The 25,023-nt window shown below is 50.2% G+C and carries 23 protein-coding genes; 7 read left to right on the forward strand and 16 right to left on the reverse strand.

From position 1 onward, the window contains the following. Positions 1-95: 95 nt before the first annotated feature. The 11 genes from cobB to AC6R03_RS09945 form a co-directional block, all read right to left on the reverse strand. Positions 96-833 (reverse strand): Sir2 family NAD+-dependent deacetylase, encoded by a 738-nt coding sequence (gene cobB, locus AC6R03_RS09895; protein ID WP_334555345.1) that lies wholly within the window; start codon positions 831-833, stop codon positions 96-98. Positions 834-1,012: 179 nt separating this feature from the next. Continuing rightward, a complete protein-coding gene (locus tag AC6R03_RS09900) occupies positions 1,013-2,233 on the reverse strand; it encodes an ammonium transporter (protein WP_500631083.1) in 1,221 nt (406 codons plus the stop codon). A gap of 313 nt (positions 2,234-2,546) precedes the next feature. Beyond that, positions 2,547-2,963 (reverse strand): hypothetical protein, encoded by a 417-nt coding sequence (locus tag AC6R03_RS09905; RefSeq protein WP_500631084.1) that lies wholly within the window; start codon positions 2,961-2,963, stop codon positions 2,547-2,549. Next, complete coding sequence (locus tag AC6R03_RS09910) at positions 2,947-3,966, reverse strand: formate dehydrogenase subunit gamma (RefSeq protein WP_500631085.1); 1,020 nt, start codon at positions 3,964-3,966, stop codon at positions 2,947-2,949. The genes AC6R03_RS09905 and AC6R03_RS09910 overlap by 17 nt, the downstream gene beginning before the upstream one ends. Before the next feature lie 14 nt (positions 3,967-3,980). Beyond that, the gene (gene fdh3B, locus AC6R03_RS09915) at positions 3,981-4,589 is read right to left on the reverse strand and encodes a formate dehydrogenase FDH3 subunit beta (RefSeq protein WP_334555341.1); all 609 of its coding nucleotides are present in this window, start codon (positions 4,587-4,589) and stop codon (positions 3,981-3,983) included. A gap of 11 nt (positions 4,590-4,600) precedes the next feature. After that, positions 4,601-7,456, reverse strand: a complete 2,856-nt coding sequence (locus AC6R03_RS09920; protein WP_500631086.1) for a formate dehydrogenase subunit alpha — start codon at positions 7,454-7,456, stop codon at positions 4,601-4,603. Positions 7,457-7,467: 11 nt separating this feature from the next. Then, positions 7,468-7,665, reverse strand: coding sequence for a twin-arginine translocation signal domain-containing protein (locus AC6R03_RS09925; RefSeq protein ID WP_487901950.1), 198 nt, complete (start codon positions 7,663-7,665; stop codon positions 7,468-7,470). 80 nt (positions 7,666-7,745) lie between these two features. After that, positions 7,746-8,387: a TorD/DmsD family molecular chaperone gene (locus AC6R03_RS09930; RefSeq protein WP_500631087.1), complete on the reverse strand. Its 642-nt coding sequence runs from the start codon at positions 8,385-8,387 to the stop codon at positions 7,746-7,748. An 8-nt stretch (positions 8,388-8,395) separates the two neighbouring features. Further along, positions 8,396-10,129, reverse strand: coding sequence for a 4Fe-4S binding protein (locus AC6R03_RS09935; protein WP_500631088.1), 1,734 nt, complete (start codon positions 10,127-10,129; stop codon positions 8,396-8,398). A gap of 198 nt (positions 10,130-10,327) precedes the next feature. Further along, a complete protein-coding gene (locus AC6R03_RS09940; RefSeq protein WP_500631089.1) occupies positions 10,328-10,861 on the reverse strand; it encodes a DUF3306 domain-containing protein in 534 nt (177 codons plus the stop codon). Beyond that, positions 10,851-11,303 (reverse strand): DUF3305 domain-containing protein, encoded by a 453-nt coding sequence (locus AC6R03_RS09945; RefSeq protein WP_500631090.1) that lies wholly within the window; start codon positions 11,301-11,303, stop codon positions 10,851-10,853. Before AC6R03_RS09945 ends, AC6R03_RS09940 begins: the two co-directional genes overlap by 11 nt. A gap of 290 nt (positions 11,304-11,593) precedes the next feature. Here AC6R03_RS09945 and fdhD point away from each other — a divergent pair, with 290 nt between their 5' ends. Further along, positions 11,594-12,478 carry a formate dehydrogenase accessory sulfurtransferase FdhD gene (gene fdhD, locus AC6R03_RS09950; protein ID WP_500631091.1) on the forward strand — a complete coding sequence of 295 codons (885 nt, stop codon included), beginning with the start codon at positions 11,594-11,596 and terminating at the stop codon, positions 12,476-12,478. A gap of 143 nt (positions 12,479-12,621) precedes the next feature. Here the strand turns inward: fdhD and AC6R03_RS09955 are convergent, their stop codons facing one another. The 3 genes from AC6R03_RS09955 to AC6R03_RS09965 all read right to left on the reverse strand — a co-directional run bounded on the left by AC6R03_RS09955 (position 12,622) and on the right by AC6R03_RS09965 (position 17,778). Beyond that, positions 12,622-14,214, reverse strand: coding sequence for an ABC-F family ATPase (locus AC6R03_RS09955; RefSeq protein WP_500631092.1), 1,593 nt, complete (start codon positions 14,212-14,214; stop codon positions 12,622-12,624). Between the two features lie 101 nt (positions 14,215-14,315). After that, the gene (locus AC6R03_RS09960) at positions 14,316-16,349 is read right to left on the reverse strand and encodes a sensor histidine kinase (protein ID WP_500631093.1); all 2,034 of its coding nucleotides are present in this window, start codon (positions 16,347-16,349) and stop codon (positions 14,316-14,318) included. Then, the gene (locus tag AC6R03_RS09965) at positions 16,342-17,778 is read right to left on the reverse strand and encodes a sigma-54-dependent transcriptional regulator (protein ID WP_500631094.1); all 1,437 of its coding nucleotides are present in this window, start codon (positions 17,776-17,778) and stop codon (positions 16,342-16,344) included. The genes AC6R03_RS09960 and AC6R03_RS09965 overlap by 8 nt, the downstream gene beginning before the upstream one ends. Positions 17,779-18,013: 235 nt before the next feature. Between AC6R03_RS09965 and AC6R03_RS09970 the strand changes: the two genes are divergently transcribed. The 6 genes from AC6R03_RS09970 (at position 18,014) to AC6R03_RS09995 (ending at position 23,013) form a co-directional block, all read left to right on the forward strand. Continuing rightward, the gene (locus tag AC6R03_RS09970) at positions 18,014-18,832 is read left to right on the forward strand and encodes an ABC transporter substrate-binding protein (RefSeq protein WP_500631095.1); all 819 of its coding nucleotides are present in this window, start codon (positions 18,014-18,016) and stop codon (positions 18,830-18,832) included. Between the two features lie 6 nt (positions 18,833-18,838). Continuing rightward, the gene (locus AC6R03_RS09975; protein ID WP_487901941.1) at positions 18,839-19,540 is read left to right on the forward strand and encodes an ABC transporter permease; all 702 of its coding nucleotides are present in this window, start codon (positions 18,839-18,841) and stop codon (positions 19,538-19,540) included. A gap of 9 nt (positions 19,541-19,549) precedes the next feature. Next, positions 19,550-20,266, forward strand: coding sequence for an energy-coupling factor ABC transporter ATP-binding protein (locus AC6R03_RS09980; protein ID WP_500631096.1), 717 nt, complete (start codon positions 19,550-19,552; stop codon positions 20,264-20,266). Then, positions 20,244-20,843, forward strand: a complete 600-nt coding sequence (gene mobA, locus AC6R03_RS09985) for a molybdenum cofactor guanylyltransferase MobA (RefSeq protein ID WP_500631097.1) — start codon at positions 20,244-20,246, stop codon at positions 20,841-20,843. The genes AC6R03_RS09980 and mobA overlap by 23 nt, the downstream gene beginning before the upstream one ends. Further along, positions 20,840-22,648: a bifunctional molybdopterin-guanine dinucleotide biosynthesis adaptor protein MobB/molybdopterin molybdotransferase MoeA gene (locus AC6R03_RS09990; protein WP_500631098.1), complete on the forward strand. Its 1,809-nt coding sequence runs from the start codon at positions 20,840-20,842 to the stop codon at positions 22,646-22,648. Before mobA ends, AC6R03_RS09990 begins: the two co-directional genes overlap by 4 nt. Positions 22,649-22,746: 98 nt before the next feature. Further along, complete coding sequence (locus AC6R03_RS09995; protein ID WP_334555325.1) at positions 22,747-23,013, forward strand: DUF2960 domain-containing protein; 267 nt, start codon at positions 22,747-22,749, stop codon at positions 23,011-23,013. 121 nt (positions 23,014-23,134) lie between these two features. Here AC6R03_RS09995 and nagK read toward each other — a convergent pair whose 3' ends face one another. Both nagK and AC6R03_RS10005 read right to left on the reverse strand, forming a co-directional pair. Continuing rightward, positions 23,135-24,043 carry an N-acetylglucosamine kinase gene (gene nagK, locus AC6R03_RS10000; RefSeq protein ID WP_500631099.1) on the reverse strand — a complete coding sequence of 303 codons (909 nt, stop codon included), beginning with the start codon at positions 24,041-24,043 and terminating at the stop codon, positions 23,135-23,137. A 144-nt stretch (positions 24,044-24,187) separates the two neighbouring features. Beyond that, positions 24,188-24,940: a tRNA-uridine aminocarboxypropyltransferase gene (locus AC6R03_RS10005; RefSeq protein ID WP_500631100.1), complete on the reverse strand. Its 753-nt coding sequence runs from the start codon at positions 24,938-24,940 to the stop codon at positions 24,188-24,190. Between the last annotated feature and the right edge of the window lie 83 nt (positions 24,941-25,023).

Below are 25,023 nucleotides of genomic sequence, written 5' to 3' on the forward strand. Positions count from 1 at the left end.
GTATCAAAGTAAAACGGCTACGCAATGTGGCCGTTGTTGTATTTAACTGCTCACTTTAATCGTTGAGTGAGTCGTTTGAGCTCCTGTCGCGCCAGTTATGCATGCTTGCGTGATGGTGTCTGTAGCGACAAAATCTCATCCACAAGTTTCGGCACCTCAATACTTGCTTTACCGTAGCGTTTTTCTTCAAACTCACTCTCGATAGCGCTGGGCTCAAGATTGATTTCAATCGAATGGGCACCGTGCATTCTTGCATCATGAACAAATCCTGCGGCGGGATACACCACACCGGAAGTGCCGATGGATATAAACAGATCCGACTTTTCCAACGCTTCATAGATGTCACCCATGCGCAGCGGCATTTCGCCAAACCACACAACATGGGGGCGCATCTGTGACGGGATTTGACAGCAATGACATAAATCACCGGTGTGAATCGGCCCCTGTTCATCGACTACTTGATTGGAGACGCTGCAACGCGCTTTCAGTAGCTCGCCATGCATATGAATGACATTGGTACTGCCACCGCGCTCATGTAAGTTATCGATATTTTGCGTGATGATGGTGACACTGCCTTCCAACTCCTGCTCTAGCCTACCTAGTGCGAGATGGGCGGCGTTAGGTTTAATCGAGTCATCTTGGAGTTTGAGACGGCGCTGATTGTAAAACTCTTGCACTAAGTCTGGGTTGCGCGCGAATCCTTCTGGGGTTGCGACATCTTCAATACGGTGGTTTTCCCAAAGGCCATCTTGAGCGCGAAAGGTCTTAATACCAGATTCAGCGGAGATACCTGCGCCAGTCAATACAACGACGTTGCGGTACGGAAACTTCATAGGTCTTCCTTTATTGGTTTTCTTCCTTTGCTGTTAGCTTAGCACTTCATCAATAACAACAATAGGAATAAGGATTAGACCATAGTCGAAGCGTTTTAAACGAGGTGTGGTTTCTGTGATGGATGATCGAAAACGGGGCGCCTAGTCGCGCCCCGAGTTGGTTGGATACAGCTTTTTGATCAGTCTTCGTTGGTTGAAGAGATCTTGTGAATCGCCAAATCGGCGCCATTAAACTCATCTTCCTCGGACAAGCGTAATCCGGTCACACTATTGATGATGCCGTAGACAAGCATGGCGCCTACGACCGCAATCACGATACCAGCAATGGTGCCAAGCACTTGAGCCGTCAAGCTCACGCCGCCTAAGCCACCCAGTGCCGTTTGGCCAAAGATTCCAGCCGCAATACCACCCCACGCGCCACAAACGCCGTGCAGAGGCCACACGCCGAGTACATCATCGATCTTGGTTTTGTTCTGTAGATAGGTAAAGAGGTAAACGAACAGTGCGCCAGCCACCGCACCAGTGACAAGCGCGCCAATCGGATGCATCAGATCGGAACCGGCACACACCGCAACCAAACCGGCAAGCGGTCCATTGTGGATAAACCCAGGGTCATTTTTACCCGCAATCAAGGCCGCCACAATCCCCCCGACCATCGCCATCAGTGAGTTCATCGCCACTAGGCCGCTAATGCCTTCCAGCGTTTGCGCAGACATCACATTAAAACCAAACCAGCCGACACATAGAATCCATGCACCGAGTGCCAAAAATGGGATGTTTGAAGGCGCGAAGTTGGTGTGCTTACCTGCGCGAATACGGCCGTTACGCATACCTAGAAACAGCACGGCAACCAAGGCTATCCAACCGCCCACGCCATGCACAACGACAGAGCCTGCAAAGTCATGGAAGCCATAACCAAATTGATTTTCAAACCAAGCTTGAACGCCGTAGTTGCCGTTCCAAATCATACCCTCAAAGATTGGGTAGACCAGACCGACGGTAAAAAACGTGGCAATCAGTACCGGATAGAATCGTGCACGCTCAGCAATACCGCCTGAGACAATCGCTGGTATCGCCGCCGCAAAGGTGAGAAGGAAGAAGAACTTCACCAGTTCATAGCCATTGCCTTGCGATAGGGTTTGCGCATCGGCAAAGAAGTTCGCGCCATAGGCAAGCCAGTAACCAAAGAAAAAGTAAGCGAGGGCTGAAATACCGAAATCAGCGAGGATCTTGACCAGTGCATTGACTTGGTTTTTGTGGCGCACCGTCCCTACTTCGAGAAAAGCAAAGCCCGCGTGCATTAAAAACACCATGATTGCACCAAGCAGCAAAAAAAGGGTATCTGAACTCTGTGTCAGGGTTTGAACGGCTCCGTGTACCTGACTTACATCTAGGCTCATTATTGTCTGTCTCCATGTAGCGCACTTTTTATGTGCGTCGGTTGTTTTCTATTCACCAAATTAGTGAAAAATGAATCAGGAAAGCCAGTAAACAATATCTGTGCCAGTATTGAGCAATATGTCAGAGTAAAAATAAGGCATTGATTTTATGTGGATAATAATTCTAAAGCTTGAAGGGAGAGCGACTAAAAGTGAGAGAGATTTAAACCAATGGCACCAACTTGGTGATAACGCACCAATTTAATGCATCCACCAAATCAATAAAGCGCCCCATATTGGAGCGCTATCGATATATGTGAATGCCATGTCACCGTTAGAGGTTGGGCCCTTTGGAGAATTGAAACGGTTGATTCTGGCGAAGCAATCGCATGCCCTGTGCCATACGCACAAACCAGACTGCAATGGCCACCAAGCCCAAAGCAAAACCGATGTATGGAATCGCATGAGCCATCGAATCTATCCACTGGCTTTTATACCAGTAGTCGTTCACCCCTTTAAGCAAGCCATTGGATGTCGCGACGGTGATGATCAAGACCACAAAATAGGTCAAATTAAGGAAAAAGGTTCTGATCAATCCATAGTAGTGTGAATCCACCACCTGTCCATCTTCACCTTTATCGAGTCGATAACCCGCGTACACAATGGCGATCACCCCTGAAATCAAACAGGTAAAGGGAGTGAAGCAACTCAGGATATAGGCGACCCAAATTCCTTTATGCGTTTGGTTCATGCTTATCTCCTTTGTTGCCCTCGGGCGTTTTTGCCATGACTTCCTCGTACCACAAATCATGGTGCTCTTTCGCCCAAGTTTCGTCGACTTCACCCGTGACCATGCCCTCTAGTGCGCCCTCCATACCAAACAGACCGATATAGATGTGGAAGACAAAACCACAAATCAAAATCAGCGCCGCTAAGCCGTGCACGAGATTAGAAAGCTCCATATCGCGGCGAGTTTGACCGAATATTGGAAAATCCAACACCAACCCGCTAAACGCAACCACGGTGCCCACCACGATCAAGAGCCAAAAAAGCGCTTTCTCCCCCGCATTTGAAAACTCTGCGGACGGATGGCTACCTTTGTGTTTGCCCACCATGCCACCCAGCTTGAAGAACCAAACCAGGTCCACCTTTTTAAACACCGACTTTCGCCACCACTTAACGAGGATGCACAGCAGCAAGAGATAAAAAATAGGGCCAATGTAGTTGTGATACTGCTTGGCGGTGATGATCACCCAGCCCCATAGCTCACTTGGAATATACGGCTTAAGAAAGTGCTTGCCGTAAACCAACATCAAGCCACTAAACGCCAATGTCAAAAAGGTAAAAGCCATACTCCAGTGCAGTGCGCGGTCTAGGCGTGACCAGCGTTTGATCTTTCTGCCTGTACGCGGCGCACTCAACTTAATTGGCCCCATCACTAAGTAGACCAAGGTCACCATCGCAATACTGCCAAATATCGCCACTGCGCCTGCGGGCGACATCCACTTTTCTTTGAGGATGTACCAGGTTTGCCCTGGGGCACTGATCAGAACGCCATGCTCAGGAAACTGCGAGGTTGTATACCCCGCCTCGCCTTCGCGCACCTGGCTCCAATAATCGGCGCCGGCTAGTTGGGTCATCTCACTTTGTGCCACGTTTGTCTCTTGCTCCGCGTGCACGGGCAGAGATACGGCCCACCATGCCGCCATGACTGACAGCATGGTGACCCAAGCACGTTTAAAAATAGAACTCATTCTACTCTCCGTGCTCAGCTCTTAGTGGCGTCAAAGGCGAGATCATGACCATCAGTCCAACCAGCCCCTTTTGCTCCCCGTTCAACCACACGTTGGCGGAAAATGTCAGATACTTTCTCTGCATCGCCCGCCAGCAGTGCTTTGGTTGAACACAATGACGCACACATCGGCAACTTACCTTCCGCAATGCGGTTAGCCCCGTACTTTTGACGCTCTTCTGGCGAGCCTGGCTCTGTTTCCGGTCCGCCTGCACAGAAGGTGCATTTGTCCATTTTGCCACGTTCACCAAACGCTTCCTGTTTTGGAAACTGCGGTGCACCAAATGGGCAAGCAAACAAACAGTAGCCGCAACCAATGCAGAGATCTTTGTTGTGCAGCACGATGCCATCTTCAGTGTGTTCAAAACAATCGGCGGGACACACTGCCATACATGGTGCATCGGTACAGTGCATGCACGCCACCGAAATCGAGTTTTCACCCGGTTCACCATCATTGAGGGTCACAACGCGGCGGCGCTGTATGCCCCACTCTAATGCGTCATCGTTTTCGTTTTTACATGCCGTGACACAGCCGTTACATTCGATGCAGCGTTTGGTGTCACATAGGAATTTCATTCTAGCCATGGGGTAACTCCTTACGCTTTGCGAATGTTACAGAGGGTGACTTTGGTTTCCTGCATCTGCGTCACAGGGTCATAACCGTAGGTCGTGGCAATGTTGGCAGACTCACCAATCACATAAGGATCAGAGCCTTCAGGGTAACGACTGCGCAGATCTTCGCCTTGGAATTTGCCGCCAAAGTGGAAAGGAATGAACGCCATACCCGGGCGAACTCGGCGCGTTACCATGGCTTTAACATTGATTCGCCCTTTCTCAGCCCCTTCAACCCAAACCATATCGCCATCTTTAAAGCCGAGATCGTTGGCATCTTTCGGGTTCACCTCAACAAACATCTCTTGTTGCAGCTCTGCCAACCAAGGGTTTGAGCGCGTTTCATCACCGCCACCTTCGTACTCGACCAAACGACCAGAGGTCAAAATAATCGGGTACTCACCGGATTTATCTTGGTCTTGAATGGATTTGTAGAGCGTCGGTAATCGGTAAATCGATTCACTGTCGTCCCAAGTTGGGTAATCGGTAACAAGATCACGACGAGGTGTATAAAGTGGCTCACGGTGAAGCGGCACGCGATCTGGGAAGGTCCATACAATCGCTCGTGCTTTCGCATTACCAAATGGAATACAGCCGTGGGCGATGGCCACACGTTGAATGCCGCCAGAGAGATCGGTTTTCCAGTTTTTGCCCTCTGCGGCGGCTTTCTCAGCTTCCGTGAGATCGTCCCACCAACCGAGCGATTTAAGCAACTTGTCACTGAACTCAGGGTAACCATCTTGGATCTCAGAGCCTTTCGAATAGCTGTCTTCTGCCAATAGGTTTTTGCCCTCAAATTCAACCCCGTAACGGGCGCGGAAGTTACCGCCACCTTGTGCTACTGGCTTGGAGGTATCGTACAGGATGTGCGTGCCTGGGTGCTTCATCTCTGGCGTTCCCCAACATGGCCAAGGCAGTCCGTAGGTTTCACCGTGGATCGGGCCGCCTTCTGCTTCCAATGTGGTTTTGTGGAAGGTGTGCCAGTTTTGTTGGTGCGCCTTCAATCGCTCAGGGCTTTGTCCTGTGTAGCCAATGGTCCACATCCCTTTGTTGAATTCACGCGTGATGTCTTCAATCACAGGCTGATTGTTTTCGACCCGAATGTGTTTAAACAGTTGATCGGCAATACCCAGTTTCTGACTCAATAAATAGATGATTTCATGATCCGGTTTGGATTCAAACAAGGGCTCAACCACTTTATCGCGCCACTGAATTGAGCGGTTTGACGCAGTAACGCTACCATAGGTCTCAAATTGCGTTGTGGCAGGCAGCAGATAGACGCCATCGGTGCGATCGTTCATCACGGCAGCAACCGTTGGGTATGGATCGACAATCACCATCATGTCGAGCTTTTTCATCGCCTGACGCATCTCAACGCCACGGGTTTGCGAGTTGACTGCGTGTCCCCAGTAGAACATGGCGCGGATGTTGTCGTTTTGCTCGATGTTCTCTTTGTTTTCCAGTACACCATCAATCCAGCGTGATACTGGGATACCCATGTTATTCATCGGTTTCTGACCGCGATACTCGTTTTGATCGAAGCGATTCTTCACCCAGTCAAAATCCAGATCCCATACGCGCGCCCAATGTTGCCATGCTCCATCAGCGAGACCGTAATACCCGGGAAGAGTGTGCGACAGCACGCCAAGGTCCGTCGCACCTTGCACGTTATCGTGCCCGCGGAAAATGTTAGCGCCGCCGCCCGACTTACCCATATTACCCAGTGCCAGCTCTAATACGCAGTAAGCACGTGTGTTGTTGTTACCTGTGGTGTGTTGAGTCCCGCCCATACACCAAACCACGCAGCCAGGTCGATTTTCTGAGAGCAGTTTCGCTGTCTGATAAACATCCGCTTCACTGACGCCTGTTACACGTTCTACTTCGGCTGGCGTCCATTTGGCGACTTCCTGACGGATTTCGTCCATACCAAACACGCGTTGACGAATGAACTCTTTATCTTCCCACTGATTAGCGAACACGTGCCATAAGATGCCCCAAATAAAAGCAACGTCCGAGCCCGGTCGTAGAGAAACGTAGTGATCCGACTTCGCTGCGGTGCGCGTTCTACGTGGGTCAGCGACGACAATCTTACAGTTGTTCTTCTCTTTGGCGATCAGGATGTGCTGCATCGCCACAGGATGCGCTTCTGCTGGGTTAGAGCCAATAAACAACATCGACTTACAGTTGTGCATATCATTGAACGAGTTGGTCATCGCGCCGTAGCCCCAAGTATTGGCTACACCGGCGACCGTCGTTGAGTGACAAATACGCGCTTGGTGGTCGACGTTGTTGGTTCCCCACAACGACGCCATTTTACGGAACATATAAGCTTGTTCGTTATTGTGCTTGGCGCTGCCAAGGAAATAGACCGAATCTGGGCCCGACTGCTCTCTAATAGACAAGCACTGATCACCAATTTCGTTGATCGCTTGCTCCCATGACAACTTCTTCCATTTGCCATTTTCAAGCTTCATTGGGTACTTTAAGCGGCGCTCACCATGACCGTGCTCTCGTAGCGCTGCCCCTTTTGCGCAGTGACCGCCTGCGTTAAACGGGTGATCGAACGCAGGCTCTTGCCCTGTCCATACGCCGTTTTGCACTTCGGCGTAAATACCGCAACCCACAGAGCAGTGCGAACAAATCGTGCGTTTTACTTCGGTTTTCGCCTCAGGATCAACCGCTTTCGCTTCGGCTTTTTTCATCATTCCCGGGGTGAAGAGACACGCACCCGCCACTGCACCTCCTGCGGCGAGCGAGCTATTTTTCATAAAGGCGCGACGCGAAATACCCAGCGGATTATTTTGCTGGCTGACCGTATCGGAGCGTTTGGTTAGTTTCATCGTCTTCACTCCTATAGCGTGTCGTAGTAATCGCGCACATGCTGCGTTTCACGATAGCCAGCTTTGGTTGGCTCGGTGGCTGTAACGCTGCTCTCTTTTGCCTCTACGGCTTGACTGGTTCCAGCGACAACCGCACCAACAACGGCGGCACTGGCCACGCCTTTGAGCAGGTCGCGGCGTCCATTATCCACTTCACTTTTGTTTTTCATTTTGCTTCCTTACCTTATTGGTATTGAGAGAGTCACTCTGTTATCGTGCCCTCTCTTATTCCTGAGTTCAGACCAAATCTCTATAGAGAACTCGGTCCATACTCGGTGGCATCTTTAACTTCAATTCGTGTACTGGTGTGATGATCTGGCGAGCGCGTAAAACGCACCTGCTCGACAGTGAGAAAAGCGCTTATCAATTGAGCAACACTTCGATAGAACTGGGCGTGCTTTGCTTCATTCAGTTGCTCGGTAAACAGATAAAACCAAGGCGCAATGTGGTCGTTAAAAAACTGTTGCTGAGTCACTTCATCTTGAGGAACCAGCATCGCCATGACTTCACACAATGCTGCGAGGTGATCCTCGGGCTCTTTAACATGGCTGTCGCGTTCGAATCCAAGTCTGGCTAGCGTCTGACGCAGCTCTGCCAACGGTTTCTCCATCAAAGAGCCCGTCAGGTGCCAGGAGGCAAACGGCACCACTTCGCCTCGGCCAATACCGATAAACAGCTCAAAGAACTCATCTTCAAGTTGGCTTGGCTCGACGTACTTTGCTGCGCTGTTGAGTGATTGCCACGCCTTGACCATGTCATTGTTCGCAGACTCGGTCTCTAACTCTCGCAAAAAGTTCAACATCGGCTCATTGGGGCACTGGCGCAGCAAGGTCGCAATCAACAGATACACTTCTGCGCGCGGGGATGGATGAGGGTCCATTGTCGTTTCCATTTGAAATCCTAATAGTTGAGCTGTTGCATCGGGTCGTTCGCCATCGACTCAAACATATCGACGACACGACAATCTTCACACATGGCAATACGATTGATTGCTGCTTGATCGGTGAAATGTGAGTGACCCTGTAACTTGGATTGCAGCATGTCTATCATAGACTGAGGAGCAAACGGCTTTTCACAGCGTAAACACTTGGCAGCCGGTTCTTGGTGAATGATTCTGGCGCTCTCTCGCTCTTGCTGATTCCAGTTCATGCGCGCTTCTAACTCAATCGCGCTCTCTGGACACGCTTTTTCACACAAGCCGCACTGCACGCAATCTTGCTCGACAAACTGCAAAGAGGGCGATTGACCGTCGGTATGTAAGGCGCGCGTCGGACACACCGCCACGCAGCTCATGCAAGAGGTACACTTAGTGCTGTCACACTTCACTTGACCATAAGGCGCATGAGCAGGAACATCGGCGATAACCTGGCTTGGCGGGTAGTGCTGCGCGAGGGCATCTAAACAGCTAAACAGACGCTGACGTTTGTTGCCACTGATCTCACCCAAAGAGATGCTTAACGGCTCGGTGATCAACTGAGGTATCGTGCTGCGCAGTGACTCGATATAGAGTAGCTCAATACGCGAGGTCTCAATCCCTAGTTGCGCAAGAAAGCGTTGAGCAGTGTCAATCTCACTATTGAGTACGCGCAATATGGTTTGTGGCATGTGCTGACTGACGGCAAACAACACTTGGCAAGCGCCATTGCTCAATGCTGCAAACCACGTATCGATACCGACGCTGGCGATCTCTTCCAACTCGACGGGAATAACATTGTCAGGTAACTGCTTAAGCGCTATGACGTTGTAACTTTCATGGCGTTCACTGCAAAATAGAAGGACGGGCGCTTGGCCGTTGTGCTTGCGGTAGTTGGCCAATAGACGCTCAACAAACGTCTGCGTTTGTGTCGGGTTAGGTAGCGCGTAATGAATCGCTTCCGTCGGGCAGCTGGTTGCACAGGTGCCAACCCCTTGGCAGAGAAACGGATTAATCTCTATCTTATGCCCCGTTTTCTCACTCCCTTGGCTGGAAAGTGCGCCTGCCGGACAGGCATCGACACAGCGCTCACACCCTTTGACACCTCGTGAGCTGTGCGCGCACAAGTCGGTATCGAGACGAAAATATTTAGGCTTATCAAAGGTGCCTTTTAAGGTCGGTATCTCTTCAAGCGCTTGAGTCAGTTTGGGGTAACCTCGGCCTACAGGGTAATAACCCGGCACCGGCACTTCTTCACTCATGCAACTGCTTAAGCAGAGATCAAGCACAATATCGAATTGACTGCGGCCCAGTGTTGCAGCAGCGAGATTGCTTTCGCCGCCTTGACTCTCGATCATCACCTCAAATGCGCCGAGAAACCCACTTACTCGCACGCTGCGAGTAAAGTAAAGGGATGGATGTGTGCCCGCTTCTCCGTCGGTAGAAAGCAAAGTAACGCTGCCCATCATAGTTAACTGCTCGGCAGCGCTCTCGATAATGGCGGTTGGGCCAATGATCAGCGTATCGCCTTGGCTTTCATAACTGACGGTGGGTGGGATGAGGTTGGCAAGCTCAACCGTGCTTTGAATGGCGGCGGCGCGTGCTAGGCCATTGATTGACTGACTTTGTTCGAGCAGTTGCCTTAAGCCAAGTTCGCTAGGCAGGTGTTGACCTCCCCCACCTTGCGCCGGGTAACTGCTCACGTGTGTGTGATCATGCATTGCTGCGTTCCAGTGTTTTATTATCGTTTTATTTTGATGGAACAGAGCAAAGCAAATGCCATACCAAAAAATAATTTCAAATTAATCAGTAAATTAGCTCTATTTTATAAACAGTTAGTGCTGATCAGCTAAAGACCATAAAAAAGGTGAGACAATTTGTCTCACCTTTTCTTTATCTCTTGGTCAAAATGTCCCTTATTACAATGTGGGATCTTTTGTCCCACTCACATTAACGGGATCTGCGATCTCTGGGAGCTCTTCATCCGAATGCGTGTCAAGATCAGAGCATGACGTGTCTGCTTGCGACGGTTCTTCTATCGGGTCGCTGGTGGATGCCTTATCTTGTTCACCCATCCAGTCACGCAATTGACTCACCACATCGCTGGATAAGCTCTTGACCGCCTTAAAGTTATGATCGTAATCATTGAGATTATCGACTTCACTAAAGGCGCCGGATTGAAACAGTTGTCTTAGCGCGAGCTTTTTTATGCTCTGCTCTGCATCTGATGACAATAGTGCGGCGATGTCGCCAGAGGACTCATCGAGAGAATGATGTGACGAACTACCCGGCGCTGACGTATCTTGCTTCGCCTCAACACCACTGGTCGACGGCTGTGCTCCGCTATCGTCCGAATCTTGCGCCTCTGAATCGGACGGTAAGACAGGTTGAGCCTCCTCTCTCACGTCCTCGAGTTTGCGCTGGGACCAACGCTGTAAAAAATTACTTGCCACTGGCGCGCCCTGCTCCTTTGCGTTTCTTACGTCTCACTTCGAGTAGCTCGCCGTGTCGGCCGATAAACGCTTCCATCCACGCCTGGACGGGCAGTGGCATGGCGTTGGAAAGCACTAGGTAATCGCCATCCATGTATTGCCCCGCAACACTTTGCGAAGCAGTGATCATCACGATTTTTGGCGTTTCATCGCTTTCCATAACATCCAATATTAAGAATAGCTTGGGTTGCTGAGCGCTTAAGTTGAATCGATAGTCCGTGCGCTCATCTTTAAATAAGCGCAGCGTGCTAACAAATGGCTCACCGGAGGTGGGGTTGAGCTCAAACTCCTTGAGTTGCCATTGGGTGGTTGACCAAATCCCAGTTGAAATTTCATGCGACACCAATCGGCTCGCGATGGGCCAGCTATCCTCGGTTTTAATTCGATGTATTGAGTTTGACATGGTTCACCAGCGTATCATTGTTATCAGCCCATTCGAGAAAATGAATGGCGCTCGTATTATCTATTCGCCTGACAAGACCCACTATTGATTTCTTAAAAGACGAGTCTTAAAGAACGAACAGTAAAATAACGCTCTGCAAATATCGTACCTAGCGTTGATGTGTGCGCAAAGAGACACGATGCCTCAGTCGCTCTAATAACATAGACAACAGAGTGCACATCGATCGTGCTTAATGAGGTTGAGTATTCTAAATATTGATCTCACTAGAGTTTAGGAACGCAAATTGCTATATGTTTGTCTCAACAACAATACAAACCCATGCGAAAGGCCGTGTCGACGTGAAACCCAACATCATTAAAACCCAACCCAACCCTCAGCAAACGATTGAAGTCGACGTTTATGACGAGTACGGAGAGAAACTCGTTAAGCAGATCGCCTGTGAGCGTCCGTTGACTGTGATGCTCAATTGGAAAGAAGTGGTCACGCTGATGACACTCGGTTCAAGACCCGAATCGTTAGTATTGGGTTATCTGAAAAACCAGAGTTTCCTCACTGACCCGGACGCGATTGAGTCGGTGATCATCGATTGGGAAACGCACACCGCTGCGGTGGTAACCAAAGAGGATATTGAACACGTTGAAGGTGCGCTAAAGAAAAAGACGGTCACGTCGGGCTGCGGTCAAGGCACCATGTATGGCAATGTCATGAAGCAACTGGAGGGGTATCAAGTCCCGCAAATCTCGATCAAGCAAAGCGCCATCTACCAAGCCCTAGAAGCGCTCACCCATTACAATGATACCTACAAAAAAGCCGGCGCGGTGCATGGCTGCGCAATTTGTCAGGGCGATCACGTGCTCTCTTTTGTCGAAGATGTAGGCAGGCACAATGCGGTAGACACCTTGGCGGGTGAGATGTGGATCAATCAAGAGTCCGGCGAGGATAAAATCTTCTATACCACGGGTCGCTTGACGTCTGAGATGGTGATTAAAGTCGCGCAAATGGGCATTCCTGTTCTGCTCTCGCGCTCTGGTGTCACGCAAATGGGGTTAGAGCTTGCTGAGCAGTTTGGCATCACCACCATTGCGCGCGCCAAAGGGCTGCGTTTTCAGGTCTTTACCGGCGCGCAAAAAATGGTGTTTGATGTCAAAGGGGAAACGAGTAGCGGGACGCGTTAAGACTCTAAATCTTCTAAGCAACATCAATCAACGCGACCTACAAAAACGGCCGCCTCAGGATGCTTTCTATCGAAAGAGTACCTGAAGCGGCCGTTATCATTCATCTAGGATGGCATTGATGATGTCATCCTAGGGATCGTCCATTAGCCATCGATGCCTTTGGCTTTCAAGAACTCAGCGTAAGTGCCTTTGAAGTCAGTGATCTTACCGTCTTTGAGTTCGATGATTCGTGTCGCCAAAGAGTCAACAAAGACGCGGTCGTGCGAGACGAAGAACAAGGTGCCCTTGTATTGCTCTAGCGCATTGTTGAGTGATTCGATCGATTCCATGTCCATGTGGTTGGTAGGCTCATCCATCAACAACATGTTGGGTTTATGCATCATCAATTTACCCAACAACATGCGGCCTTGTTCACCACCAGAAAGCACTTTGACGGACTTTTTGATGTCATCTTGTGAAAACAACATACGGCCTAAGAAGCTGCGAATCACTTGCTCGTCGTCACCCTCTTGTCGCCATTGACCCATCCACTCCATCAAGTTCATGTCTTCTTCAAAGTCATGCGCATGATCTTGGGCGTAGTAACCAAGATTTGAGTTTTCAGACCACTTATAAGCCCCCGATTTCGGCTCAAGGACGCCAGCAAGCGTGTTGAGCAAAGTGGTTTTACCCACACCGTTTTCACCGATAATCGCGACGCGTTCGCCCACTTCAAAAATCGCATTGAAGTTTTCAAACAGCATGGATTCAAAACCTTGGCTAAGGTTTTCCACTTCCAGCGCATTTCGGAACAGCTCTTTTGATTGCTCAAAACGGATGAACGGGTTTTGACGGCTTGATGCTTTGACTTCTTGCAATTGAATCTTATCAATTTGCTTCGCGCGAGAGGTGGCCTGCTTAGCTTTTGAAGCGTTGGCAGAGAAGCGCGCGACGAAGGTTTGCAGCTCGGCAATTTGCGCTTTCTTCTTCGCGTTGTCGGCCAGTAGACGTTCACGCGCCTGCATAGCGGCCATCATGTATTCATCGTAGTTGCCCGGGTAGACACGCAATTCACCGTAATCGAGATCCGCCATGTGCGTACAGACAGAGTTGAGGAAGTGACGGTCGTGCGAGATGATGATCATGGTGCAGTTACGCTGGTTGAGCGTCTCTTCCAACCAACGAATGGTGTCGATGTCCAAGTTGTTGGTTGGTTCGTCAAGCAACATGATGTGCGGGTCAGCAAACAGTACCTGAGCCAACAGCACACGCAGTTTCCAGCCTGGGGCTATTTCGCTCATCAAACCGTAATGTTGCTCTTCAGGAATGCCCACTGCGAGTAGCAATTCACCCGCTTTGGCATCGGCCATGTAACCGTCCATTTCAGCAAACTGAACTTCCAGGTCTGCCACCAGCATGCCTTCTTCTTCGGTCATTTCTGGCAAAGCGTAGATACGATCGCGCTCTTTTTTCACCGTCCAAAGCTCTTTGTAACCCATGATCACGGTATCAATCACAGTGAACTCTTCGTAGGCGAACTGGTCCTGATTCAGTTTAGCAACACGCTCGTTCGGGTCGTAGCTGACGTTACCGCCCGTTGGCTCTAGCTCACCACTGAGGATTTTCATAAAGGTTGATTTGCCACATCCATTCGCGCCAATCAAGCCATAGCGGTTACCTTCGCCAAACTTTACCGAGATATTTTCAAACAGCGGCTTAGCACCAAATTGCTGCGTGATGTTGTTGGTGGATATCACAATCGTTACCTTATTTTTTGAAACCGTTAAAAACGGCGCCACACTACTTGCTCAAAGCGGCAACTGCAAGCCTTTTACCGCTTTTCCTTTCGTGTGATGCTTTATAGGGTGGCGACCTTGATACCGTTATCTGCTTTGCATGGCAGGTGAAGACTAAAGCAGCTGCCTTTTCCTAGTGTCGATGCCACTGTGATCTCGCCGCCCGTTTGGCTAAGTAAACTTTGCGAGACCGATAGCCCAAGGCCAGTACCTTCGCGTTTGGTGGTGTAGAAAGGCGAGAAAATACGCGTTAGGTTTTCTGGCTTGATGCCGCAGCCGTGATCCTCGACTTGAATCACGACACCAAGGGTCTGCCCCTCTTCTTGCCAATCGTGACTGCGAATGATCAGCGTCCCTTCCCCTTGCATCGCATGAATGCCGTTCATCTGTAGGTTCACCAAGATTTGCAGCAGATGATGTCGATTCACTTCAACCGGCGTGTGTGCACAAAGCTCGGTCTCAAAGGTCACTTGGCGCTTTTTACTGCCCGTCTTGACTAGGGTAATGCTCTCTTCAATGATGGGATTAACATGCTGCCAGGTGATTTCATCTTGCACGCCGCCTTGGCGACTGTATTGCAACAAACTGCGAGTAATATTTCGGATCCGATCAATTTGACCGTGAATCGCCACTATTTCATCGTTGACTCGATGGGCTTCCTGACCGAGTTCAAATTGAATCAACTCAATATTGCCAAGGATCACCGCAGTTGGGTTGTTGATCTCGTGCGCGATGCCTGCGGTTAACTCCCCGAGTGCCGCCAGCTTCTCCCTGACCACCAGCTTATCGCGGGTTTGGTTGAGTAATTGGATATGCAGCTCAAGTTGTTGCGTCTTCTCTTCTAAACTGGCCGTGCGTTGACGCACCTGACCTTCTAACTCGCTCGCCGCCATCTCGAGCTGGCGTTTTTGTTTCTCAAGCAAGTCCAACATATTGTCAAATTGCTTAGCCAACTGAGCCAGCTCGTGGTTTTCGTCAAGCCCTAAATCGCCAATGCGGGTCTCCTTACCCAGTTGAATCCATTTGACGACACGGTGAATGTGCTCGATAGGTTTGAACAAGTCGCGCGAGCCACGATAGACCATCACCCCAGAACCGATCAAAAGCAGCACGGTAATGATCGACACCTCAGCAATGTTGGTCATGTAGGTCATGACAAATGGCCACAGCAAGTAACCGGTATACAACATACCAATCACGTTGTCGTATTGATCGCGCAGTGGCTGATAGGCGGTGATGTACCAAGCGTCATACACAAAGGCCAAATTGACCCACTCCTGTCCGTCCTCAAGCACGCTTTGGCGCACTTCATTGGACACGCGCGTGCCGATGGCGCGGCCGAGGCGGTCTTCACTATCGAGCGGTACATTGGTGCTGACGCGGATATCATCAAGAAACAGGGTCAAGGTGCCAACCGGCCTTAAGGCATCTTGTTTGGTGGGATAAATAAGATCGCGAATTTGATCGACCAGAACAGTACTGTTATTAAGCAGTAACCCGCCGTCTAGAAATCCCATCAGATCGCCCTGATCATCATGAATCGGAACCACAGTACGACTGACCAGCCCCTCTCTAACAATATCGTCACTGCCAAGAATGGGCACTTGAGCGCGATTTTTCAGATCGCCGCCGAGCATCGCTAGCTCTTGCTTTGACAACAGGTCAAAAAAGGATTCGCGGCGCGTGAGATCGAGAAAACGGAACTTGTCTTCAATCGTATCGACACTGTGAAATCGCAAAAAATCGAGTTGGTAATCGCGCTTTTTGCTCGCCACCCATGAAATGAAATCGGCGTTGTTTTGATGCAGAGAGAGACGCTTGGATAAACGCACACGAAATTGGTAAGAATCGGCAAAGGCTTTAACGTGATTGGCTTGCTTCTCTTGAATCAGTTCGATGCTGTTATTGGCCACGCCAAGTCGCTCGGAGACATCCACCAACGCGCTCTGCCAAGTGTATTGAATCGACCAGTAGATGGTAATGCCAATCAAGGCAATCAACGTCAGAGCGATAGGCGCGGAGGTCAAAAACATCAACCGATAGCGCACCATACTCTGAAAACGGCGTCGCCACTTATAACTGAGGCGATTAGACATGGTCAGAGTCTTCCCACTCTTTAAACTTGCGTTCAAGGGTTTTTCTCGCCACACCCAAATCGCGCGCCGCTGCGGATTTATTGCCGTCATGCAATTCGACCACTTGGCAAATGTGCGCTTTTTCTACCTCTTTAAGTGACCAGTTATTGGGGTAACCGGTGGGCGGATTATCACTACCAAAGTCAATCAGCTCACTGCCAGTCGATACATTGACACTGATCGCGCTGTGCACAGGCAGAGTGTCGGTCTGGCGCCAATAATGCGCGGGGGGCTTACCGAGCAAAATGCAGCGCTCGATGACGTTTTTCAACTCACGTATGTTGCCGGGCCAATCGTAATCATTCAGTGCGACGATGTCTTCATGCGCCCACTTAGGATCGGGCATACCAAGCTCAGACGCCAACATGCGCGTGAAAAAGGGGATCAACTCAATCAGATCGAGTTTCCGCTGACGAAGTGGCGCCACGTCGATTTTCAGTACATTTAGGCGATAATAGAGATCCGCGCGAAACTGCCCTTTTTCGACCTCCTCTTGCAAGTTGCGGTTGGTGGCGGCGACAACGCGTACATCCACCGTGATCTCTCGCTCGCTGCCGACCGGACGTATGGTTCGTTGCTCGAGTACCCGCAGCAGAGCCGATTGCATCGAGAGCGGCATTTCGCCAATTTCATCTAAAAACAGTGTGCCGCCATTGGCCACACGAAACAGACCTTCTCGGTTTTTCTTTGCACCGGTAAACGCGCCCGAGGTATGGCCGAACAATTCACTTTCTAATAACTCAGGTGCAATCGCGCCGCAGTTCACCGGCACAAACGGCCCACTGCGTTGACTGGCTTCATGAACCCCCCTTGCGACCAACTCCTTACCCGTACCCGACTCACCCTCGATAAGAACAGAAGCGCGAGACGGCGCAAACTGAGTAATCAATTGTTTCAGTTGCTTGGTTTTTTCTGAGCCACCGACAATGTCGGTTTTGATGTGCCGTGCAACATCGCGCTTCAGCGCGTATTGATGACGCTCTGCCAAACGCTTATTCATACAGCGCTGCACCGCGGCGAGCATCTGTTCTAAGTTAAATGGTTTGAGAATAAAATCAGACGCGCCGAGTTTTAACGCGCTGATTGCTGTATCGAGATCCGCATAGCCAGTCATAAAAATCACATCGGCACGTTTATCATCGTCATCAAACGCTTCTTCCCACTCAATTCCGGATCTTCCCGGCAAATTGATGTCGAGAATGATCAGATCAAAATGGTGTTGGCTGCGCAGTCCCTCTGCCTCTTCAATGCTTCCGGCGCAGTCGACGCGCGTGAACCATTTACTCAAGGCTTTTTTTAATATCGCCTGCATGCCCTCTTCATCGTCAACGACAAGAACCGAAAAGGCATGGTATTGATTGGCTTTTTGCATATCGAGTGAGCTTGGCATAACCGCAGTGTCTGTGTTGGGTATCATTACGCTTGAGTGTATCAACAAATGGTCATTTCGCCCTATCTTATGTGCGACAATTTGTCCCACCTCACGTTGCACCAATCTAACTCATTGAAATATATAAGATGATTCAATGGCATTTGAATTGCATACTAAGCGTATTCTATTTTAGTGATCACGCCTCATTTTTTGAGAGCAACCATAAAGACAATAACAATTACGGACAGTTAGCATGAAATCAACCTCACTCGTTGCCCTATCGGCGTCTTTAGCCATCGTCAGTTACTCCGCGCAATCAAGCGACTCACCTTCGCATGTACGCTTAGCCACCACGACCAGCACCTATCACTCAGGTCTGCTCGACTACCTTTTGCCCAAGTTTGAGCAAGAGAGTGGCTATCGCGTCGACGTGATTGCCGCAGGAACTGGAAAAGCACTGAAGATGGGCAAGAACGGCGATGTCGATTTGGTGATGACCCACGCCCCCAAAGCCGAAGCAGCATTTGTCAACAAAGGCTACGGCGTGCTGCCTCGCGCTTTGATGTACAACGATTTTGTTTTGGTGGGCCCAAACAGCGATCCGGCCAAAGTCAATGAGCAAGAGAGCGTGATCGACGCATTCAAAGCGATCGCAACATCAGGCGTGACCTTTGTCTCTCGAGGCGATGACTCAGGCACACACAAAAAAGAGCTTGGCATTTGGCAACAAACCGAGATGGAACCTAACTTTGGTGGCTATCGCTCGGTAGGCCAAGGTATGGGCCCGACACTGAATATGGCCAATGAAATGCAAGGCTACACCCTCACCGACCGTGGCACTTGGTTGGCGTATAATAACAAGCTTGAGTTGAGCATCGTTTACCAAGGCGACCAAGCGCTGTTTAACCCTTATCAGGTGATTCTAGTGAATCCCAAACGCTACCCGAGTATTAATTACCAAGGCGCAAAAGCGTTCAGCGATTGGTTGGTTAATCCTCAAGGGCAAACGTTGATCAATGAGTTCAAACTCAACAACCAGCAACTGTTTGTTGCCAATGCAGAGAAGAACTGATCGTCGATGACCGTTTGGCAAACGACGCTAGAAGCGCTAGCGTTACTTATTCACTTTGATCAAGAGCTGTGGGAGATCGTTGCGGTCTCCTTTTCCGTCTCTCTCAGCGCTATTTCGATTGTATTGTTACCGGCGATTTTGCTGTCATTTTTGCTTGCCTATACTGAGTTCACGGGCAAATGGCTGCTGCTTGCGATCGTCAATACTCTACAGGCTATCCCAACGGTGGTCATCGGTCTGCTCCTCTATATGCTGCTGTCACGCGCGGGGCCACTGGGCGATTGGCAAATGCTGTTTACCCAAAAGGCGATGGTGGTTGGGCAAATGCTGATCGGCTTTCCTGTGATGGTGTCCATGATGCATGGCGCGCTCCAATCGAGCGATCGCCGCGCAGTGGAAACCGCCGTCACCCTCGGCGCCTCGATACCGCGTATCATCGCCACCATGATTTGGGAAACCCGCTTTCCTCTGCTGGCGGCGGCGATTGCGGCCTTCTCACGGATTGTGACTGAGGTGGGTTGTTCAACTATGGTGGGCGGCAATATCATGGGGATCACACGAAACATCCCAACCGCTATTGCGATGGAGAGCCATAAAGGCGCATTCGCGCAAGGGGTAGCTCTGGGGATTGTGTTACTTACTTTGGCGCTGGCGTTGAATTTTGTACTCACTTCGATGCGTGGCAAAGGCCATCTTAGAAATCAATAAGGCTCGACTATGACCATCAAACTTAACGCGACCCAATTGTCGATGCGCTTTAAAGAACGAGTGCTGTTTCACATTCCTCGTCTGACGATTGGCCCTAATGACGCCATCTACCTTAAAGGGGCCAACGGCGTCGGTAAGACGACACTGCTTAAAATTCTCTCTGGCTTAATCAAGCCCACTACAGGTCAAGTATTGGCACAAAACGATCACTGGCTACAACGCCTCTTTCCAAGGCTTGGCCGCAGTGACGTTATCTATTTGCATCAGTCTCCTTATCTGTTTGATGGTAGCGTCTATCAAAACGTGGTGTATGGGATAAAGTTTCAGCAAGCAACGGCAAAAGACAAGCGAGCGCAAGTTATTCAAGCGCTGCGCATGGTAGGATTAGAAACCTTGGCCGATGAGCACATTTCGGTGCTCTCAGGTGGTGAAAAGCAGCGAGTGGCGATGGCTCGAGCGTGGATTCTGAAACCGTCGATTCTGTTAATGGATGAACCGAGCGCCTCACTCGACCAAGCGTCTATCGAGCGTTTGGTATTGATGGCGAAGGATTTATTAGATCGAGGTTCGAGTATCGTCGTCACCAGCCACCAGCAAAATGCCCTAACCAATTTGTGCCGTAAGCAGTGGTGGATTAAAAAAACGACGCTAATCGAATCGCCGCTGCTGCACGTCATTTCAGAACAAGCGAAAGAGAATAACTATGCTTCATCCAACGCAAACTAGTTGGGTTATCTTAGCGGGTGGGCAAGCAACCCGAATGGGTGGACAAGACAAGGGGCTGATTACGCTCAGCGATAAACCGTTGATTGAACATGTCTACCAACGTCTTGCGACGCAAACCTCCCAGATTGCTATTAATGCCAACCGCAACCTTAAGCGTTACGGGCAGATGGCGCCGGTTTTTGAGGATCAATTCAAAGACTTCCCCGGACCACTCGGTGGCATTCATGCCGGCCTTCACTATGCACTGGCGAAATCCTCATCCCCTTGGGTAGGATTTGTACCGTGTGACAGCCCGATGATCAATCTCGATCTGGTGGAACGTTTTTGCGCGGCGATTGACGATGGCGTTGAAATCTTGGTCGCCCATGATGGCGATCATCTGCAACCGGTCTTTACTCTGTTTCACACCACCGTTCTGCCAAGGCTTGAGGCGTTCTTACGCCGAGGCGATCGCAAAATCATCCTCCTCTACCAAGAGTGTCAGACCAAATGGGTCGATTTCAGTGATTCGCCCGATTGTTTTGTCAATCTCAATACCCCTGAAGAATTGCAGCGTTTTGGACACCTTACCTCATGAATAGATCGTTTTATGCCGAGCTTGGCGTACCAGTGCTTGGTTTTGCTGCCTACTCAGGCACAGGAAAAACTACCCTACTTGAAGCCTTATTGCCCAAACTAACCCAGGCAGGGTTGCGCGTCGGCATGCTCAAACATGCGCACCACAACTTTGACGTCGACAAACCCGGTAAAGACAGTTACCGACTGCGCAAAGCGGGCGCCAGCCAAATGCTGATCGCTTCACGCAATCGCTACGCTCTGATGACAGAAACACCGGAAGCAGAAGCGCAGTTTGACTATTTGCTTAAACGATTCGATCGCAGCACACTCGACGTCATTTTGGTAGAAGGCTGTAAGAACATTGCGTTCGACAAAATCGAACTGCATCGTGAAGCGGTAGGAAAACCTTGGCTATACCCGACGGACAGCAACATTATCGCCGTGGCCTCGGACAGCGACTCACTCGACACCTCGCTACCCACACTTAATATCAATGACCTCGATGGTATTGCGCAGTTTGTTCAAGACTATATTGTGCAGAGCTCGCAACAACACGTCCGACAAAGTATCCAACAAAGCGCATCCACACCGGCCAGTTGCGACGCCCTCTCGCCAGCGTTTCTCTCGGTTGAGCAAGGACGAGCCAACATACTTGCCGCGGTAAGCCCGATTGAAGAGCGTGAAACCGCCTCCATCCAGAGCAGTTACCAACGCGTATTGGCTAAACCGCTCACCTCACCGATCGATGTACCAGCGTACACAAATTCAGCGATGGATGGGTTTGCCATTCGCGGCGACGATCTTAATCGCAGCCACTATCAGGTTGTGGCGCAAGTCTTGGCAGGTTCGAGCTACGATCGCCCACTCGAACCTGGTCAAGCGGTCAAAATCATGACTGGCGCTCCGGTGCCAATCAACGCCGACACTGTGGTGATGCGTGAACAAGCGCAAACAGACGGTGACAATGTCACCTTTGCAGGCGCGAGCATTAAAGCTGGCCAGAATGTGCGTATGGCCGGGGAAGACCTAAACATCGGCAGCGCGGTGTTTGATGCGGGTCAGCGCCTCAACTCGCCGGAGATGGGTATGATGGCGTCACTCGGTTTTGCCGAATGCGAGGTTTACCGCCGTCTTAAAGTGGCGATATTCTCCACTGGCGATGAAGTGCAAGCCCCAGGCTGCGCGGCGCAAGCCAACACCATTTACGACTCGAACCGCTTTACACTGTTTGGTTTACTTACCCAGTTAGGCTGCGACATCATCGATTTAGGGATCATTGAGGATGATGAGCAAACCATGACACAAGTGATTGCTGAGGCGGCCAACCAAGCCGATGTGATTATTACCTCTGGCGGCGTGTCCGTCGGCGATGCCGACTTTATCAAACTGGCGCTTGAGCGATTAGGCAGCATCGATTTTTGGCGCATCAATATGCGCCCGGGGCGACCTCTGGCCTTTGGTCAAGTGCAAGGTATCCCATTTTTCGGTTTGCCCGGTAACCCGGTTGCTGTGATGGTGTCGTTCATTAACTTTGTTGAACCTGCGCTGAGAAAGATGCAGGGCGAAACCGGCTGGAAGCCACTCAAGGTGCCCGCCATTGCCACTGAGAATTTACGCTCTCGCCTTGGTCGCACCGAGTTTAGCCGCGGCATCTATCACATCAATGCCAACGGACAGTTGTGCGTCGCCACCACTGGCAGTCAGGGTTCCGGCATTTTGCGCTCAATGAGTGAAGCTAACTGTTTGATTGAGATTTCACCCAGCGTTGATACGGTTAAAGTGGGTGAAAGCGTGACAATCCTCCCACTTCAAGGCAGAATCTAACCCTAACGACGATCCTTATGATCGCATCACGATTCGATTTGCCAGCATGGATGCTAACCAAAGCCTCCACGCTTTAGTGACTTATATAGAGAAGATTTATGGCGCGTACCATCCTCTACACCTACAAAGGTGAAGACAAAACCCTGACTTTTTCCTACCAGCAGCATCGCAATATTCATGAAGCCGTCGCCGAAGCGGAAGGTCTTGATATTTCAGCCTATCTCAAAATGGAGCAGCAAATCGAAGCCGTCTCTGACACCAAGGCGATGCGCAACTACCGCGACAACCACTTCAGAAAGTTAGGGTTTGACAAAATCACCCTAGCGCAAAAAGAAAACTTGGGTGTGGGTAAAAAGAAGTCGTAGAGACGTCTCTGCGCTCACTAACTTAATTGCTATGAGCCGCAAACACCACGACCCATTAATCCACGGATAAAAAGAGAGCTTGCCTAGGCAAGCTCTCTTCTTATTTCTTTATGACCATCCGTTACTTGATATTCAAGAACGCCGCGCCACGCACGCCGCCAGAATCACCGTGTTTTGCTTTGATGATTTTCGGACACTTGGCTACAGACAGTAGGTATTTTGGCACACGTTTTGGCATCTCTTCATAGATCAATTCGAAGTTCGAGAGACCGCCACCCAGTGCGACCACATGTGGGTCGTTAGCGGTGAAGATATTGGCAAAACAGATCGCAAGTAGCTCCATAAAGCGCTCAACGTGCTCAACGGCTTTGCTCTCGCCTCGTTGGTAAGCGGTGATGATATCGATCGCTTTTTTCGACTCTTGGAAGTAGTGCTCGTAGATCAGCTCAAAGCCGCGACCAGACAGGTAGCTGTCCAAACAGCCCTTCTTACCACAACCACAGCCCAGCAGCGGGGCGTTGTCACCAAGGTGGAACCAAGCGTCGATAGGCAAACGCATATGACCCAGTTCACCGGCAACGTGGTTGCGACCTGAGAATACTTTACCTTCGTACACCAAACCGCCACCAAAACCGGTGCCGAGGATAAGGCCCATCACTGAAGGCTCATCTTTCAGCTCATCGTCCCACGCTTCTGATAGAGCAAAACAGTTCGCATCGTTTTCGATTTTAACGCCACGACCAATTTTCGCTTCCAGATCGCTGCGCAGCGGTTTGCCTTTCGCTGCAGGAACGTTAACGGTCAGCACGGTGCCGTCATCGGCATCTTCCATACCTGGCAAACCCAGGCCAATCTTGCCTTCGCAGCCGAACTGCGCATCGTATTTGCTCACCAAGCCAGCGATGGTCTCGACCAGCAATTCATAGTTATCGGTTGGTGTAGGCACACGCTCGGTTGCAACACGCTCTAACTGCTCATTGAACGCACCAAACTCAATCTTAGTGCCACCCACATCAAAGCCGTAGTACATGGTTTCTCTCCCAGAAATCAATGTTATCAATTTTATAAATCGACTCATTATCCATATTGCTACGCCTACATTCCGTGACCGATGACGGATTTAGTTGTCGCTTAAAACCAGGTGCGCAGACAATCGCCACTCAAACCGTGGCTTTTAGAGCGAATTCTCATTTTCACTCTGTTCGATGAAATGTTTCAGCGCTGGTCGAGTGGCATCGCCCAAACCACGACTTTTGGTCAGTAGATAGGCTTCACGAAATACCGAAAACCAATCGCTCAGTGTGCGAGATGCCTTGACTTCGCCCAGTTGCGCCAGCAATAGGCTGGCTACTTCTGCTGTCGCGAGGTGCTGCTCATTGTCAGAGCGGCGAATCAGGTATTGGGACACGCTTTCTGGTGTCAGCGAAACCACGGGTAAATGCGCCAAATAAGGCGATTTGCGAAACATTTTTCGCGCTTCTCGCCAACTGCCATCAAACAAAATCAGTAATGGCGTCTTATTCGGGTGATTGAGGCTTTGGCTTTGTATCCATTCCGGTGTGACTAAACGAGAACTATCGTCTACGTAGGCATCTGGAAACACCAACACCGGCGCGTTGCTTGGATCGGCGATGAGGGCGAGCATGTCAGGATCGGGCTCCGTGCGCTGCCACTGATAGACATGCGTCTCACGCACGGTATCGGCAATTAACCGACCGGTATTGCTTGGTTTGAACACTTCATTATCTGAAACAATGAGCAAAACCTGCACGCCACACTCGATGTTGGGTTGATGCGCGCATAGGCAATACGACTGCGCCACTTGGCAATAAGGGCAGCGCACCACTTTGCAGCCGCGTGCAATAAACGGTTTGGTTGAGCGGTCTAATCGGTGTTGATATAAGCGATGAAACGCGTGAACTCTCATACAATGTTTGGCAAGGTCAAATTAGGGAGCTAGAGTGTACCTAGCATGATGGGAGATTCAATCAAAACTCACTCCCGATGTAG

The organism is Vibrio sp. R10-SG-ISO4, from assembly GCF_059834135.1.

Excerpts from the sequence above, each read along its gene's own strand:
- cobB (WP_334555345.1), bottom strand. The coding sequence starts at position 833 with ATGAAGTTTCCGTACCGCAACGTCGTTGTATTGACTGGCGCAGGTATC.
- AC6R03_RS09900 (WP_500631083.1), bottom strand. The coding sequence starts at position 2,233 with ATGAGCCTAGATGTAAGTCAGGTACACGGAGCCGTTCAAACCCTGACA.
- AC6R03_RS09905 (WP_500631084.1), bottom strand. The coding sequence starts at position 2,963 with ATGAACCAAACGCATAAAGGAATTTGGGTCGCCTATATCCTGAGTTGC.
- AC6R03_RS09910 (WP_500631085.1), bottom strand. The coding sequence starts at position 3,966 with ATGAGTTCTATTTTTAAACGTGCTTGGGTCACCATGCTGTCAGTCATG.
- fdh3B (WP_334555341.1), bottom strand. The coding sequence starts at position 4,589 with ATGGCTAGAATGAAATTCCTATGTGACACCAAACGCTGCATCGAATGT.
- AC6R03_RS09920 (WP_500631086.1), bottom strand. The coding sequence starts at position 7,456 with ATGAAACTAACCAAACGCTCCGATACGGTCAGCCAGCAAAATAATCCG.
- AC6R03_RS09925 (WP_487901950.1), bottom strand. The coding sequence starts at position 7,665 with ATGAAAAACAAAAGTGAAGTGGATAATGGACGCCGCGACCTGCTCAAA.
- AC6R03_RS09930 (WP_500631087.1), bottom strand. The coding sequence starts at position 8,387 with ATGGAAACGACAATGGACCCTCATCCATCCCCGCGCGCAGAAGTGTAT.
- AC6R03_RS09935 (WP_500631088.1), bottom strand. The coding sequence starts at position 10,129 with ATGCATGATCACACACACGTGAGCAGTTACCCGGCGCAAGGTGGGGGA.
- AC6R03_RS09945 (WP_500631090.1), bottom strand. The coding sequence starts at position 11,303 with ATGTCAAACTCAATACATCGAATTAAAACCGAGGATAGCTGGCCCATC.
- fdhD (WP_500631091.1), top strand. The coding sequence starts at position 11,594 with ATGTTTGTCTCAACAACAATACAAACCCATGCGAAAGGCCGTGTCGAC.
- AC6R03_RS09960 (WP_500631093.1), bottom strand. The coding sequence starts at position 16,349 with ATGTCTAATCGCCTCAGTTATAAGTGGCGACGCCGTTTTCAGAGTATG.
- AC6R03_RS09965 (WP_500631094.1), bottom strand. The coding sequence starts at position 17,778 with ATGCCAAGCTCACTCGATATGCAAAAAGCCAATCAATACCATGCCTTT.
- AC6R03_RS09970 (WP_500631095.1), top strand. The coding sequence starts at position 18,014 with ATGAAATCAACCTCACTCGTTGCCCTATCGGCGTCTTTAGCCATCGTC.
- AC6R03_RS09975 (WP_487901941.1), top strand. The coding sequence starts at position 18,839 with ATGACCGTTTGGCAAACGACGCTAGAAGCGCTAGCGTTACTTATTCAC.
- AC6R03_RS09980 (WP_500631096.1), top strand. The coding sequence starts at position 19,550 with ATGACCATCAAACTTAACGCGACCCAATTGTCGATGCGCTTTAAAGAA.
- mobA (WP_500631097.1), top strand. The coding sequence starts at position 20,244 with ATGCTTCATCCAACGCAAACTAGTTGGGTTATCTTAGCGGGTGGGCAA.
- AC6R03_RS09990 (WP_500631098.1), top strand. The coding sequence starts at position 20,840 with ATGAATAGATCGTTTTATGCCGAGCTTGGCGTACCAGTGCTTGGTTTT.
- AC6R03_RS09995 (WP_334555325.1), top strand. The coding sequence starts at position 22,747 with ATGGCGCGTACCATCCTCTACACCTACAAAGGTGAAGACAAAACCCTG.
- nagK (WP_500631099.1), bottom strand. The coding sequence starts at position 24,043 with ATGTACTACGGCTTTGATGTGGGTGGCACTAAGATTGAGTTTGGTGCG.
- AC6R03_RS10005 (WP_500631100.1), bottom strand. The coding sequence starts at position 24,940 with ATGAGAGTTCACGCGTTTCATCGCTTATATCAACACCGATTAGACCGC.